The sequence below is a fragment of the Chryseobacterium gallinarum genome, from assembly GCF_001021975.1.
Lineage (GTDB): Bacteria > Bacteroidota > Bacteroidia > Flavobacteriales > Weeksellaceae > Chryseobacterium > Chryseobacterium gallinarum.
Genome location: NZ_CP009928.1, coordinates 591767 through 606260 on the forward strand (window position 1 = coordinate 591767; position 14494 = coordinate 606260).

The window sequence follows — 14494 nt, forward strand, 5'->3', positions numbered from 1 at the left end:
TATTCAAATATTTTTTTGTTTAACCAATTAACCCTTTATTTACAATATATTATATAAAAGTGTTTAACTCTAACTTTAATTTTCCAGTCATTTCGGCCTTAGATTGCTCTCTAGCCTATTATTCGAGCCTGTTTCATGTAAATGTGGAAAACTTTTACAGCTAAAAGTCAGTCAATTAGTATTTACCTCTTTTAAAATCAGTTCTTTTTTTCGAACTTTGTATTTAGATTCTGATCGGAAACACAAACTTACAATGTGAATAACTTTTATCCACAACCAACACAAAAACAATAAGTTATATGTTTTCTGAACGTTATCCACAGAGGTCTGAGTTATTTAATTATAAAGATATTTTAATATGGGAATTTTTGATAAAAGAGTAAGCTATAAGCCATTTGAATACCCGGAGGTTCTTCAATTTGTGGAAGCCATCAACAAATCGTTCTGGGTACATTCAGAAGTGGATTTTACTGCAGATGTTCAGGATTTTCATTCGCAGTTGGAACCACATGAAAAACATGCTGTGAAAAATGCGCTTTTAGCCATTGCACAGATCGAGGTGTCTGTAAAGACATTCTGGGGAAATTTATACAACCACCTTCCAAAACCGGAATTCAATGGATTAGGGTCTACTTTTGCAGAATGTGAATTCCGTCATTCTGAAGCTTATTCCCGTTTATTAGAAGTACTGGGATATAATGATGAATTCCTTAACGTTATAGAAATTCCTGCCGTTAAAGGAAGAATCGAGTTTTTAGGGAACGCCCTGAAACATGCGAATTCTGCCACTCCCAAAGAGTACGTTTCAGCATTGTTGTTATTCAGTATCCTGGTAGAAAACGTTTCTCTTTTCTCTCAGTTTGCCATCATCCTTTCTTTCACAAGATTTAAAGGATTCATGAAAAATGTTTCCAACATTATTGCATGGACCTCTGTAGATGAACAGATCCATGCCAATGCAGGAATCTACCTCATCAACAAAATCCGCGAGGAACAACCTGATTTATTAACAGACAGCGATATTGAAGATATCTACACCCTTGTTGACGAATCCATCGCAAGAGAAGGAGATATCCTTAGCTGGATCTTTGAATTGGGTGAAATCGACAATGTTTCTAAAGAAGACCTGTTAAATTTCATGAAATATCGTGTAGATGACAGCCTGAAGAAAATCAACATGAAAACAAGATACAACATTACTCCTGAGCAATACAGACCAATGGTATGGTTCGAGGAAGAAGTTTTTGCCAATTCATTAGATGATTTCTTCGCTAAAAGACCTGTGGACTATACAAAACACGATAAAAGTATTACAGCGAACGATTTGTTTTAAAAAAGCGCGAGCGAAGCGAGCGTCAAAACAGATGGTATTAGGGATAGTTCCATTTCCCGTACAATGAATTTAATGCACAAATAAAAAAGATGATTAATGTAATCGTAAGCTACACCGTGAAACCTGAATTTGTTTCTGAAAACAAAGCGAATATTCAAAAGTTTTTGAACGATTTTAAAAACCTGGATCAATCCGCATTTGAATATAAGGTTTTTGTAAAAGAAGACGGCGTTACATTTGTACATTACTCAAACTACATCAATGAAGAAGCTCAGCATGAGGTTTTGAATATACCCTCTTTTAAAGAGTTTCAGAAACTAAGAGATGAAAGCGGGCTGAACGGTTCCCATAAAGTAGAAATTTTACAACCAATACTATAAAAAAACAAAATACCGGAGTGGGGTTATTATCTCTCCGGTATTCGAAAATATAACATCTATGGAAGAGCAAAATTCAAATATATGGTGGCTCAATGAAGAGTCTGAGCAGATGCTGAACAGAGGATATCTGTTGAAAGGAGAAACGGTAGACGGAGCAATCGACAGAATCACCACTGCTGCTGCAAAAAGGTTATACAAACCTGAGCTTCAGCCGGCATTCAAAGAAATGATTACAAAAGGATGGATCAGCTTCTCATCCCCTGTATGGGCTAATATGGGAACTCAGAGAGGTCTTCCCATCTCATGCTTCAATGTTCATATTCCGGACAGTATTGAAGGGATTACCCACAAAATGGGTGAAGTGATCATGCAGACAAAAATCGGTGGAGGTACTTCAGGATATTTTGGAGAACTGAGAAACAGAGGTACTGCAGTAACAGACAATGGAAAATCTTCAGGAGCGGTTTCATTCATGAAGTTATTTGATACAGCAATGGATGTCGTTTCCCAGGGAGGTGTGAGAAGAGGAGCTTTTGCTGCTTATCTGGACATTGACCACGGAGATATTGAAGAATTTTTATCCATTAAAGATATCGGTAGCCCTATTCAGAACCTGTTTACCGGAGTATGTGTGCCGGACTATTGGATGCAGGATATGATTGACGGTGATATGGATAAGCGTAAAATATGGGCTAGGGTTCTTGAAAGCCGCCAGCAAAAAGGACTTCCTTATATTTTCTTTACAGATAACGTTAACAGAAATAAGCCACAGGTATATAAAGATTTGGGAATGACGGTAAACGCAAGTAACCTTTGTTCTGAAATCATGCTTCCGTCCACTATGGAGGAGTCTTTCATCTGCTGCTTATCCTCAATGAACCTTGAACTGTATGATGAATGGAAAGATACAGATGCCGTAAAACTGGCTGTTTACTTCCTGGATGCTGTTTTATCAGAATTTATCGATAAGACTGAAGGAAACTACTATCTGCAGGGAGCAAGAAACTTTGCTATGCGTCACAGAGCTCTTGGATTAGGAGTTTTAGGGTACCATTCTTACCTGCAAAAGAATATGATTCCGTTTGAAAGCTTTGAAGCGACTCAGTTTAATGCGAGAGCATTCAGACACATTAAAGAACAGGCTGAACAAGCTTCCCGTGAACTTGCCAATATCTATGGAGAACCGGAAGTACTGAAAGGGTACGGATTAAGAAATACCACAACAATGGCTATTGCTCCTACAACTTCCAGTTCAGCTATTTTGGGACAAACTTCCCCGGGGATCGAACCTTTCTCTTCCAACTACTATAAAGCAGGTCTGGCTAAAGGAAACTTTATGCGTAAGAATAAATACCTGGCAAAATTATTAGAAGAAAAAGGGCTGGATAATGAGGAAACATGGAGAACCATCATGCTGAACCATGGATCTGTACAGCACCTGAATGAGCTTACTCCGGAAGAAAAAGCTGTTTTCAAAACCTTTAAAGAGATCTCTCCGATGGAAATCATTTCCCAGGCGGCACAGAGACAGCAATATATTGACCAGGCACAATCATTGAATCTTCAGATTCCTTCCACAATGCCTGTAAAAGATGTAAACTATCTTTATATAGAAGCCTGGAAAAAAGGAGTAAAAACTTTGTACTATCAAAGAAGCTCTTCAGTATCTAAAGAAATGATGGTGAATTTTGTATCATGTTCAAGCTGCGAAGCTTAAACTTCAAATAATAAATAAACATATCGACAAAAGCATGCCTGGCTGGCATGCTTTTGTTATTTCCATATTCTATTATTCCATAATTATGTCTAATCACAGTTTTTGAGAGTTTTCCAAATATTATCATCAAATGTCTACTGTATAAATTCTCCTAAGAAAAAGGTGATATCTTTCAATGAAAAAAAGGCCCGGAAAGAAAATCCGGACCTTTGAAAAGAATAGTATAAAGTAAAAAACAGTAATTAGAAATTATATCTCACTCCAAGCTGTGCCTGAAATCTTGATGCAAACTGATCAATCGTATAGGGAAGTCCCGGTGTTCTGAAATTATAGGTAGGATCACCGGCCGAAGGCTGTCCGGCAGCAATATTCCCTGTTTTGGTAAGCCCTACGCTCGCTGTAGAATTGAAGGTATTAGGAACAAAATACACTTTTCCCCAATCCTTATTCAGAAGATTGGTAAAATTGATGATGCTTAAAGAAATCTGTAATGTATTCTTCGACTTCTCACTCAGTCTGATTTCGTCCATAATCCTGATATCAGCCTGAATATTCCAAGGGGTAAAATCTCCGTTTCTTTCTGTAAAAGTTCCTCTTCTTGATCTCAGGTAGTTATTGCTATTTACAAAATTTTCATAATCTGCTACCTGTTGTTGAGCTGTTACCAGCACATTCCCTGCGGCATCTTTTATTGGAACGATATATTTTGCAGCTTCAGCGGCATCTTTAAAGATATAAGCAAGTCCTGCTGCCTGTCCCGTATTGGCAATCGTACTGTTTACAAATCCCCAAGTGAATGGGTTACCTGACTGGGCATTGAAATATACATTGGTATACAGCCTGTTGGATTTAGAAATAGTAAAGGCATACCCAAGGTTTGCCACCACTCTGTTTTTGATTGCAAAGTTAGAGGTGGTCAGCTTAGGATCGTTAGGGGTCAGAGACTGGTTCATCTGCCAGTTACTTTCCATAGAATTCCGGATACCATTCGTAATATCTTTGGCATCACCATAGGTGTATGCTACAAAGAAATTGAATCCGAAATTATAAGATTTTGAAAGCTGTGCCGTCAAATTGTAACGGTATCCTTCTTTAGTATTGGATAAAAGATAAGCATTAGAAAAATTGCTGTTGATATTGGTGGTATAGACCGGCATTTCGTGATTGACATCATAGCTGTAATACGTCACATTATCCGTTTTATTCACCTGCTGGAATTTCAGATCATACAGTACCTTGGTATAAATCCCTTCTAATGTAAGTTTATATCCTGCCAGAGTATAGTCGTACGCTAGAGAGCTCCTCCATACCCGAGGCATTTTAAAGTTGTTATCAATAAGGTCTACCTGTACTTTTGAAGAATTCTGCCATTTCGGGAAATTAGCTCCTACCAACGGATCTCCGTTGGCCGCCAGCTGTGCTGCTGTAGGCGCATTATAATCATAGCTTCCAAAACCTACCCCGTCATTATAATAAGCATATCCTAACCAGGCAAACGGAATCCGGCCGACAAAAATACCTGAACCTCCTCTTAATACCATAGATCTGTTCTCCGTAAGGTCAATTGTGAATCCGAGTCTTGGTGATAAGGTCGGTTTATTCAGATAAGTATTGGTAAGCTGACTTAACGGAGTATAGCTATAGGTTTTCCCATAATTAGGATCCTGTGGAGAATTGTTTACCAATGGGCTTAATTGTGGCTTATCCGGTAAATCCGTATAATCAACTCTCACACCCGGTGATAATCTTAGCCTGCCCCAGTTAATTTCATCCTGCAGATACAAGGAAAGGAGATTGACCTTATATTGGGCGTACGGGTTGTCAAAAAGGGTTCCCCGGCTGTCCCCGTTGAACGGATAGGTTCCTCTTATCCTTGCCGGATTAGAATTATAGAAATCCGAAAGGCTTTTGTAAGAAATTCTCCCATTTAAAGCATTTACAAAACCGTAATTGATAGCATATAACTCATTATGGGTTCCCAGCAAAAAGGTATGATGTCCTGTTTTGTAGGTAAGATTATTGGTAATTTCAAACGTTTTCTGTTTCATATTGAAGACTGTAGCCTCCCTGTCATTTCCTAACAAAATGGTTCCTCCATTGTAAGCAATTTCCACCTGTGGAAACATAGGATTACTGGAGGTAGGGTCCCTGTAATCATGAATCGAAGAGTAACCCAGCACCAAATTATTGCTCCATTTATCATTAAAACGGCTTTTCAGCTCAAGAGTCGTTGTAGAGGCAGTATTTTTCTGCACGAAATCCATACTTGAGAATCTGAAGTTGGCACCATCTCTCTCAAGATTGGAAGCCTGTGAAAATACCGTATTGTTTTTAATCGATAAGGTGTGTTTATCATTAATCTTCCAGTCCAGCTTGTTGAAGAGTTTAGAACTTTCCGAGAAATTATTATACTGATTGAAGGTTCCTGCATTAAATCCATATTTACTCCGTACAAAATCTGAAATCTGCTGTGCCACGGTTTCATTAACCAGCGCGTTAGGATCATTGGCATTATAGAATACCGGATCTGTTCTTTTTGTGTATTCCAGATTGGTAAATAAAAATACTTTATCTCTTACCACCGGCAAGCCTACCCTTCCCCCGTAAATAAAATCAGAAAAATCTTTAGGCATTTTAGAATTATCCCCAACCCGGTTACTCCCCGTAATTGATGCATTTCTTCCATACACATATAATGACCCGGTTACATCGTTACTTCCGCTTCGTGTAACTGCATTGATGCTTCCGCCCAGAAAATTTCCAAGTTTCACATCATAAGGAGCAATATACACCTGTACATCCTGAATCGCATCCAGGCTTATAGAATTGGAGCGGGTACTGCTTCCCGGCATTCCTGAAGTTCCGGTCTGCCCTCCCAAAGATGGGCTAAATCCAATTGCGTCATTATTAATAGAGCCGTCTATTGTCACATTATTATAACGGAAATTAGTTCCGTTAAAAGAATTATTGGCACTTTGCGGAACCAGCTTGGTTACATCCTGGATCCCTCTGTTGATATTGGGTAATCCTGAAATCTGTGCCTGATTGATCCCTACTCCATATTTTACAGCTGTTTTTTTAGAAGTAATCTTTACCTCATCAATTGTTTTTTCCTTACTGTCAATTTCTACCACAGGTAAGTCATTATTGCCCAATGAGAGCTGAAGATTGGTATTTTCATAAATAACCTTTGAGCCATCCAGAATTTCAATGGTATAAGGGCCTCCCGGCTGTAGATTATCCAGACTAAACTGTCCTTTGCTATTACTTCTGGTTTCAAAAGTACTGTTGGTAGGAACGTGTACTACTTTTACCACAACTTCGGAAGAAACACCTTTTAATCTTCCAAAGATTTTTGAACTGGTTTCCTGTGAAAATGCAAATCCAAAAGATAATAATGCAAAAGCACAGATCAATTTTTTCTTCATATTTTTTATTGCTACGAAATCTGGTGTAAAATTAGATTTCACATCAAAGAAGTGTGGTAACATAAAATTAATATTACGTAACACAATGGTTAACATTTTCTTAAAAAAAACTTAATCGCAAAATAATACCTGCTTACATAATCACACCAGCTAAAATGACAATAAAAAAAACAATATCAGCATTTTAGTCTTTGAAACAAAAAAAGAATTAAATTAGCACTATCTTATTGTTATACAGTTCCCAAGAATATAAATTAAGATAATTTAAAAATACAAGCCATGAAAAAAATTTTACTTACCCTGTCTGTAGGCTTATCTTCATTAGCTTACTCCCAGACCCTTCATTTTACCGATTCAAAGTTTAAGACTTTACTATTAAGCTCTGCCCCCGGTAATCAGATTGCCAAAGACATCAACGGAAATCCTATTGCCATAGATACCAATGGAGACGGTGAAATTCAATATTCTGAAGCCCTCCAGGTAAATATCCTGAATATAGATGCCGGTGGAAATCCCCCACCCGGTACTCTTCCCGGGCACATTACTGATGCCCTCCTGTTTACCAACCTTGAAGAGCTCTATGTACGGGATACCCAATCTGCTGTTATAAGCTTTACCAATAATCCAAAGATCAAAAAAGTCCTGTATACAGGAAGTGGTGGATATATTGATCATACAGGAACCTGGCAGGCCGTCCCTGTTGACTTTTCATTTGATAGCTGTGCGGCAGTACAGGACATTAATCAGTTTCTTCCTGCTATTAACCCTTATCTCACCAATGAAACCATATTGAAGTTTAAAAATTGTCCGCAACTTACAGGAGACATCGTCCTGGACTCCAAAGCGGTCAAAGAACTTTATATTGAAAATGCAACCATTACTTCTATCCGTTTTAATTCATGTTATCGGCTTGAAAAATTGTATCTTCCTAATCTAGGTTCACTGACTTCTATTCTAATCAGTGGTTCAGCCGGCAATCAAACCTATAGTCAGAACGGAATCCAACTCATAGCCAATAACTGTAGCAATCTGGAAGAAATTATAGCAGACACTGATCATTACTACAGCCAGGGTGCTTATTTTACGGCAATCAATATCAATGGGTGCAGCAACCTGAAAAAATTAAAAGGAATCAACGCCACCACCATCGATTTTTCGAATGCAGGACTAACCCGTCTGGAAGAGCTTGATTGTTCTTTTTATAACAGAAATGGTTATACAACTACATCCGGGGTGTATTTTGGAAATGTTACTTCATTAAACCTCGCAGGACTTCCACAACTTAAAATAGTAAGAGCGTTTAATCAACCCATCACCAATACGGTCAATTTCAGTACAGCCACAGCACTGGAGCATATAGACATTACCAATTCCTGCGGATATATGAATACGGTGAACATCAGTAATCTCCCGAACCTTCATACATTGAAAGCGGACAGATCCGAAACTCCGGGGACGCCTGGAAATGATAATCTCCAAAAAATTATTACTGAAAACTGTATTGCTCTCACAAATTTTGAGTTCAAAAATAATTCCGGACTGAAAGAACTGGATCTGCAGAACTGTCAGGGGCTGCAATCACTGACCATCGGAAATTATTATGTAAACGGAGGATCCTTTCCCGAATTAAATAAGATCAATATACAACAATGTTCCGGTCTTAAAGAAGTCATTATACAAATGACCGGGATAACGAGCCTGGATGTTTCTGAGTGCACAGCCCTGAAGTCATTGGACCTCTTATGGAATAATCTGCTTACTACGGTAAACATGCCGGCCAATACCAATCTTGAAAATCTTAATGTTAGCGGACACCCTTTGTTGGCACACGCAGATACTTCAAACAATACTCATCTTAAAAATGTAAATTTCAGCCATTGCCCGCTGATTACACAGCTTGATTTTTCCAATTCACCGGATATAGCAGCACTTTCATTATCAAACATGCCCGGCTTAACCAATGTCAATATAAGGAATGGTTCTATAGCAGAACTTTATGATTTTTCAGGGTACAATTTCAATTTATCCATGTGTGTAGATGATGCTGAGTTCAATGACCTGCAATCTATGTATCCGGATATTAGTTTTACTACCAATTGCGGAAATGCAAAACGTGAAAAAAATCCGGAAACTGCGCTTAAGGCCGGCATCAAAGTTTTTCCCAATCCGGTAAAAAATGTTCTGCAGATCCAGTCTGACGAGCGCATAGAAAATATAAAAATATTTGACTCCCAGGGAAAACTCATTTTCAATCAGGACTTTGACCGGAATATTGTTACCATAGATTTCTCTGTCTATTCCAACGCCCTGTATATCATGAAAATAAAAACGGAAAAAACACACCTCATCAAAAAAATAATCAAGGAATAAACAACATCAGATATTTTTTGTCCTAAAACCATAGTCATCTCTATGGTTTTGGGTTATATTTGTGTTAAGAGTTTAACCTTAAAAGTTACAGATATGAAATTCGGACAAGTAGAAGATCCCTCAATAATAGATTTTACCCTACCTGAAGACCATCCCCGAACCAAAGAAATTTTAAATCTTAATAAAAAGGGATTGGAAAACATCTCTATAGGATGTGCCAAATGGAACAAAACGGATCTCAAAGGATTCTATCCCAAAGGAACAAAAGACGAACTTACTTACTATGCAACCCAGTTTAATTCAATTGAATTGAACGCTACATTTTACGGAATGCCAACTCCGGACCAGGTAAAAACATGGAAAGAAAAAACTCCGGACCATTTCAAATTCTTCCCCAAGATTACCAATACGGTTTCCCACTTCAGAAGATTGATTGACGTTACGGATCCCGTCACTCATTTCGCTTCGGCAGTTATGAACTTTGATGAAAAACTGGGAATGGCTTTTCTTCAGCTTCATGATAATTTTAAACCGAAAGATTATGACAGGCTGGAAAAATTTGTAAAAGAATGGCCAAAAGAAGTCCCTTTGGCAATAGAACTCCGAAATACAGAATGGTTTACAGACGAAGAAATCCTCAACACAACGTGTGAACTCTTTGAAGCCCATCATATTACCAATATCATCGTAGATACTGCCGGAAGAAGAGATATGCTTCATATGCGCCTTACCACTCCCAATGCATTTATCCGGTATGTAGGGGCCAATGCAGAAAGTGATTATGAAAGACTGGATGATTGGCTGAAGCATTTGACAAAATGGAAAAATGAAGGACTTCAGAACCTCTACTTTTTTGTACACCAGAATATTGAAAAGGCGTCTCCTCTTTTATCGGCTTATTTTATCAAAAAAATGAATGAGGAATGGAAAACCGATATCCATATTCCACAAATGGCAACCGAAAGTACAGGGACACTTTTTTAATTTTAATGATTATTGTCTGCTAAAGCTGTCAATTAAAATAGAGAATAGAATCCTTTCAGGTTGCCTGACGGTAAATTAAACTGATCATTCACCCTTTCATATCATATTTTTTTATACATTTAAAAATATCCTATTTACCCAATAAGATATTTTAAAATAAAAACATCATGGAAAAGGAAATTTGCAGAATCAGTATCGCCACCAGCTGGCTTGCCGATGAATATACTTTTTATGAAGATCACCGTATAAAAAGAATATATGACCACCATAGCCTTAATTCTAATAACGTAGAATGGCTCAAACCTGAACAGATAAGTAAACAAAATAAGGATAAACTGGTTAAAAACTGTCCGGAGGAACATAAAGAAGAAATTATGCAGATTCTGGACTATCCCTAATAATAAGCAACGGGTAATCCATTATAGACTACCCGTTGCTTATTATATAAAGGATGATCTTATCATTTATTTTTCTTCAGGAGCAATACCAGGTTCAGGAATAAAAGCAGAAAATCCAGCGTAATCCAGATGCCCACTTTTGTATTTTCATAATTATAGGCATCCACCTGCTTTTTTGCTGCTTCTGAAAGCTTCACACTTTGATTGATATAATTCTGAGCTTCCACAATCTGATCAATATTTTTATTAGGAACAGAATGTTGAGAAAAATAAACAAGATTCTTTTTCCCCAGATACCCTGCTACCCAGTACTCATCAGATTTATCCATTTTCAGGTATTCAATCCTATAATATTCAGGGCGTATTTTTCCGATATGTTTAGGATTAAGAACAACATTATTATCTACTTTCTCCACAATGATCAGATAAAAATCCAGTGTCTGCGGAAGTTTATTTACTACCTGGAGCCCTACCGAATTATCTACAAATGCCACAGCGCTTTTCTTGATAAACCAGTAGGTAAAAATTGAAATTGAGAAAACAACGGTCAGAATACGGAACAGCTTGGCCCATTTTGCCGCCCTTCCCGATTTTACTTTATATAAAATCAGAGAAAGTACACAAGCCCAGAAGATAACCAAAATGATAAATACCATACTGCAAAGATACTGATTTCAGAATTTTTGGGAGAATGTTAATCTACATTCCATTCTCTATAAAACTGGTCCAGAAAATTCAGCATATAATCATGCCTTTCCTCTGCTAACTTTTTTCCTTTTTCAGTATTCATTAAATCTTTAAGAAGCAACAGCTTTTCATAAAAATGATTGATAGTCGTTCCGTTAGATTTCTTATACTGCTCCTTCGTCATACCCGGGTTAGGCGGTGTTTCAGGATCATACATCAGATTATTTTTAAATCCTCCGAAATTAAATGTTCTGGCGATACCAATTGCCCCAATGGCATCAATACGGTCGGCATCCTGAACAATTTTAAGCTCAATAGGGGGATTTTGGGGAGCCTGATCCCGGTTTTTAAACGAAATATTGTTGATCACAAACAATATCTTTTCAATAGTTTCGTCAGGCACATTTTGTTGTTCTAAAAATTCTCTGGATATTTTTGGTGCAATGGTCTCGTCTCCATTATGAAATTTAGGATCGGCAATATCATGAAGAAGTGCCGAAAGCTCTACCACATCATGATCACAATCTTCAGTTTCCGCAATTTTCCTGGAAAGCTTCCAGACCCTTTCGATATGAAACCAGTCATGTCCGGCTTCTGCCCCTTCTAATTTTTCTTTTACAAACTCTATAGTGTTGTCAATTGTACTTTTCATGTATCTATCAATTCATTTAAAATAATATCCCAAAGTTTTTTATTGTAGCTTCTAAAAAAATTAACATGTCCGATTTCTCTTTTTTCAGATTCTGAAATTTTCACGAGCCTGTATGTCGGGTTCATATTAGGATACGTTTCGTTTAATAAACTTTCAACTCCTTTCTCCGTCACCCATACATCATCTTCTGCTCTAAGTACCAATACCTTCTGTGTTAAATTTTTAGAATAATCATCAGTTTTCTCCAACAACCGGTTGGTAGATTTTTTATTTAAAATTAAGGTTCTCCAGTCATATGCACAATTTTTAGGGAGACTTTCTCCAAGTCCGAACCAATGTGCCGGAAAATATCCCAGCAGTGAAGTTGTTATCGGCTGAACGACCCCGAATCCCAGGTAAGCCTCAATTTTTGTCCTCAGTTTCAGATTTCCCACGAAAGCTTTTTGGGTTCCCACAAAGATAAACTTCTCAAACATTTCAGAATCCTTATTCATGCCTAAGATCAATGCTCCTACAGAATGGCCCAGACAATACTTCCTGTAATCCGGGAACTTTACTTTAATATACCGGGTGAGCTCTTTATAATCCTTCGCTCCCCATACTCTCATAGAGCCCCGGAAGCCTCTCATATTTTTGGGTTTGGAAAGCCCTATTCCTCTATAATCATAAGTAAGTACCGTAAATCCCTGCTCTGAAAAATATTGGGCAAATGAGAAATAGACCTGCTGTTTCACTCCGGTAGCCGAATTGATAAGCAGTAGTTTTCCATTGCTTTTTTCCGGACGGAAAAGGTGAGCTGTTAACGGAACATGGTCTTCAGTGGTGAGTATTAGCTTTTCCATAGTATAAAAGAAAAAAATCCACTATAAAAGTGGACATTTTACCTATATTTTTATGTTAAGTTTCAGACTTTTGATATGTTGTAAATAGCTTTAAGAAAGGAAATCTGATATTCTGGGTAGTCCTGTCTGTGATCCTTTACCTCCTGAAACCCGTGATGAAACTTCGTTTCCGAACTTCACACAATCTTCTACAGAATTTCCATGACACAATGCAATGGCAAATCCTGAAGTAAAAGCGTCTCCCATTCCCATCTTATAAACGGTTTCATCCCTATCATTTCTGTAATATTTCATTTCTGTCCCATCAAAATAAATAGTAGAATTGGTATCATCTCTCACAAACACCTTATTAAAATATCTGGTAAGAATCTCCTCTCTTTTCTCTTCTCCAAAAATGATATAAAGTTCACTGCTTTTCGCTACAATAAAATCAACATTTTCAATAATATCATTGCTGATTCTCATCGCAGGTGAAGCATACAAGCCTACTTTTATACCATATTTCTTGGCTTTTTTAACGGTATATTCTACAACATCCATTGAAACCTCAAGCTGTACCAAAACCATATCTGCCGTATGAAAGTACCGGTCTGCCTCATCTATATGTGCCTTACTCAGATATTTATTAGCCGCAGGAACCACTACAATAGCAGCATTTCCGTTGGAAGTTGTCACATAAGCAGTTCCTGTAGATTCTTTATCGGTTTCATGAACAAACCCCACGTTGACATTTTCACTCACGAGGTTTCTCATAATCTGCTGTCCTAAAGGATCCATTCCCACGCAGCCGATAAAATAGACACTCGCGCCCAGTCTTGCGGTACCTACTGCCTGATTGGCTCCTTTACCTCCAAAATAACTGTCTGAATTAACAGCTAAAACAGTTTCATTAGGTAAAGGAAGTTTTTCGGTTTCCAAAACCAGGTCTATTGAGGAACTTCCTACAACAATAATTTTGGGTTGCTCTGATGAAAATTTCATTGTGTTTTATATTGGTTTAAGTTTATAACACTCCAAAATGGTTTCTCAAAAATAACTATTTTTAATTAACTTATTTCAATAAATTCAGTAATTATCTTTACCGGGGTCTGATCTTTACCGTAAGCGATATAGCTTGCATAAAAACCTTCCCCATACCCGGTTTCAAAAGCAAATATGGTTCCAGGATGTGATTCTGAAGGCTTCAGGAAGGCATATTGATCTATCGCCCCGTTCTCATCAAAAAAGTGCTCATGGAAAAATTCCTCGTAGATTCCCATAAAATCCACTCCTTTGTTACGATACAGTTTTTGCTCCAGTTCATTAAGCTTAGCCTGGGTCTCCACATCCATAAAACAACCCATTCCACTTTCTACAGGATATCCGAAGACTTCTCCTTCCGCTAAATCTTTTACATGCTGCCCTGCAGTAGTTGCCAGTTTCCATTCTGTGATTTCTCCTGTATTGAAAATAATTTCCGAGTAGGCAACACAGTTGCTGTCTCTCTCTTTATGCAAAATAACAGGAAAATCTCCTTTTGGAAATTCTGTAGAAAAAGGCAGCATATCATTGGTGATCAGGGGATCACAAGCTACCAGTTTCCCACTGGAAAGGTAAATCTTCCCCACCTCAAAACTCTCCAGCAACGGACTTTCCACAAAGTCTTTTGAAAATAATTTTTGTATGTTTTCTATATGTGTCATTTAATTTATTATTTGTTCTCT

The 14494-nt window shown here is 37.6% G+C and carries 12 protein-coding genes; 6 read left to right on the forward strand and 6 right to left on the reverse strand.

The window, feature by feature from the left end; translation table 11 throughout:
• Window positions 1–358 precede the first annotated feature (358 nt).
• From OK18_RS02725 to OK18_RS02735, 3 genes are all read left to right on the forward strand, one after another.
• Entirely contained in the window at window positions 359–1333 is a 975-nt protein-coding gene (locus OK18_RS02725) for a ribonucleotide-diphosphate reductase subunit beta (protein WP_041461620.1), read from the forward strand.
• A gap of 89 nt (window positions 1334–1422) precedes the next feature.
• Entirely contained in the window at window positions 1423–1713 is a 291-nt protein-coding gene (locus OK18_RS02730; RefSeq protein WP_053327004.1) for a hypothetical protein, read from the forward strand.
• A gap of 58 nt (window positions 1714–1771) precedes the next feature.
• Window positions 1772–3430 carry a ribonucleoside-diphosphate reductase subunit alpha gene (locus tag OK18_RS02735; RefSeq protein ID WP_050019943.1) on the forward strand — a complete coding sequence of 553 codons (1659 nt, stop codon included), beginning with the start codon at window positions 1772–1774 and terminating at the stop codon, window positions 3428–3430.
• Window positions 3431–3672: 242 nt separating this feature from the next.
• On the opposite strand, the gene OK18_RS02740 is transcribed toward OK18_RS02735, so the two are convergent.
• A complete protein-coding gene (locus OK18_RS02740; protein ID WP_053329275.1) occupies window positions 3673–6858 on the reverse strand; it encodes a TonB-dependent receptor in 3186 nt (1061 codons plus the stop codon).
• 279 nt (window positions 6859–7137) lie between these two features.
• Between OK18_RS02740 and OK18_RS02745 the strand changes: the two genes are divergently transcribed.
• From OK18_RS02745 to OK18_RS21425, 3 genes are all read left to right on the forward strand, one after another.
• Window positions 7138–9228, forward strand: coding sequence for a T9SS type A sorting domain-containing protein (locus OK18_RS02745; protein WP_053327005.1), 2091 nt, complete (start codon window positions 7138–7140; stop codon window positions 9226–9228).
• 93 nt (window positions 9229–9321) lie between these two features.
• Window positions 9322–10212 (forward strand): DUF72 domain-containing protein, encoded by an 891-nt coding sequence (locus OK18_RS02750; RefSeq protein WP_050020446.1) that lies wholly within the window; start codon window positions 9322–9324, stop codon window positions 10210–10212.
• Between the two features lie 167 nt (window positions 10213–10379).
• Window positions 10380–10610, forward strand: coding sequence for a hypothetical protein (locus OK18_RS21425; RefSeq protein ID WP_050019940.1), 231 nt, complete (start codon window positions 10380–10382; stop codon window positions 10608–10610).
• Between the two features lie 62 nt (window positions 10611–10672).
• Here OK18_RS21425 and OK18_RS02760 read toward each other — a convergent pair whose 3' ends face one another.
• From OK18_RS02760 to OK18_RS02780, 5 genes are all read right to left on the reverse strand, one after another.
• Window positions 10673–11266, reverse strand: a complete 594-nt coding sequence (locus OK18_RS02760; RefSeq protein ID WP_082129121.1) for a hypothetical protein — start codon at window positions 11264–11266, stop codon at window positions 10673–10675.
• Window positions 11267–11304: 38 nt separating this feature from the next.
• Complete coding sequence (locus OK18_RS02765) at window positions 11305–11949, reverse strand: HD domain-containing protein (protein WP_050019939.1); 645 nt, start codon at window positions 11947–11949, stop codon at window positions 11305–11307.
• Entirely contained in the window at window positions 11946–12791 is an 846-nt protein-coding gene (locus OK18_RS02770) for an alpha/beta hydrolase family protein (protein WP_053327006.1), read from the reverse strand. The genes OK18_RS02765 and OK18_RS02770 overlap by 4 nt, the downstream gene beginning before the upstream one ends.
• A 90-nt stretch (window positions 12792–12881) precedes the next feature.
• Window positions 12882–13772, reverse strand: coding sequence for a ribokinase (locus tag OK18_RS02775; RefSeq protein ID WP_053327007.1), 891 nt, complete (start codon window positions 13770–13772; stop codon window positions 12882–12884).
• A gap of 65 nt (window positions 13773–13837) precedes the next feature.
• Complete coding sequence (locus OK18_RS02780; protein WP_053327008.1) at window positions 13838–14473, reverse strand: DUF4241 domain-containing protein; 636 nt, start codon at window positions 14471–14473, stop codon at window positions 13838–13840.
• Window positions 14474–14494: the final 21 nt, after the last annotated feature.

Excerpts from the sequence above, each read along its gene's own strand:
- OK18_RS02735 (WP_050019943.1), top strand. The coding sequence starts at position 1,772 with ATGGAAGAGCAAAATTCAAATATATGGTGGCTCAATGAAGAGTCTGAG.
- OK18_RS02760 (WP_082129121.1), bottom strand. The coding sequence starts at position 11,266 with ATGGTATTTATCATTTTGGTTATCTTCTGGGCTTGTGTACTTTCTCTG.
- OK18_RS02740 (WP_053329275.1), bottom strand. The coding sequence starts at position 6,858 with ATGAAGAAAAAATTGATCTGTGCTTTTGCATTATTATCTTTTGGATTT.
- OK18_RS02745 (WP_053327005.1), top strand. The coding sequence starts at position 7,138 with ATGAAAAAAATTTTACTTACCCTGTCTGTAGGCTTATCTTCATTAGCT.
- OK18_RS02780 (WP_053327008.1), bottom strand. The coding sequence starts at position 14,473 with ATGACACATATAGAAAACATACAAAAATTATTTTCAAAAGACTTTGTG.
- OK18_RS02725 (WP_041461620.1), top strand. The coding sequence starts at position 359 with ATGGGAATTTTTGATAAAAGAGTAAGCTATAAGCCATTTGAATACCCG.
- OK18_RS02730 (WP_053327004.1), top strand. The coding sequence starts at position 1,423 with ATGATTAATGTAATCGTAAGCTACACCGTGAAACCTGAATTTGTTTCT.
- OK18_RS21425 (WP_050019940.1), top strand. The coding sequence starts at position 10,380 with ATGGAAAAGGAAATTTGCAGAATCAGTATCGCCACCAGCTGGCTTGCC.
- OK18_RS02750 (WP_050020446.1), top strand. The coding sequence starts at position 9,322 with ATGAAATTCGGACAAGTAGAAGATCCCTCAATAATAGATTTTACCCTA.
- OK18_RS02765 (WP_050019939.1), bottom strand. The coding sequence starts at position 11,949 with ATGAAAAGTACAATTGACAACACTATAGAGTTTGTAAAAGAAAAATTA.
- OK18_RS02770 (WP_053327006.1), bottom strand. The coding sequence starts at position 12,791 with ATGGAAAAGCTAATACTCACCACTGAAGACCATGTTCCGTTAACAGCT.
- OK18_RS02775 (WP_053327007.1), bottom strand. The coding sequence starts at position 13,772 with ATGAAATTTTCATCAGAGCAACCCAAAATTATTGTTGTAGGAAGTTCC.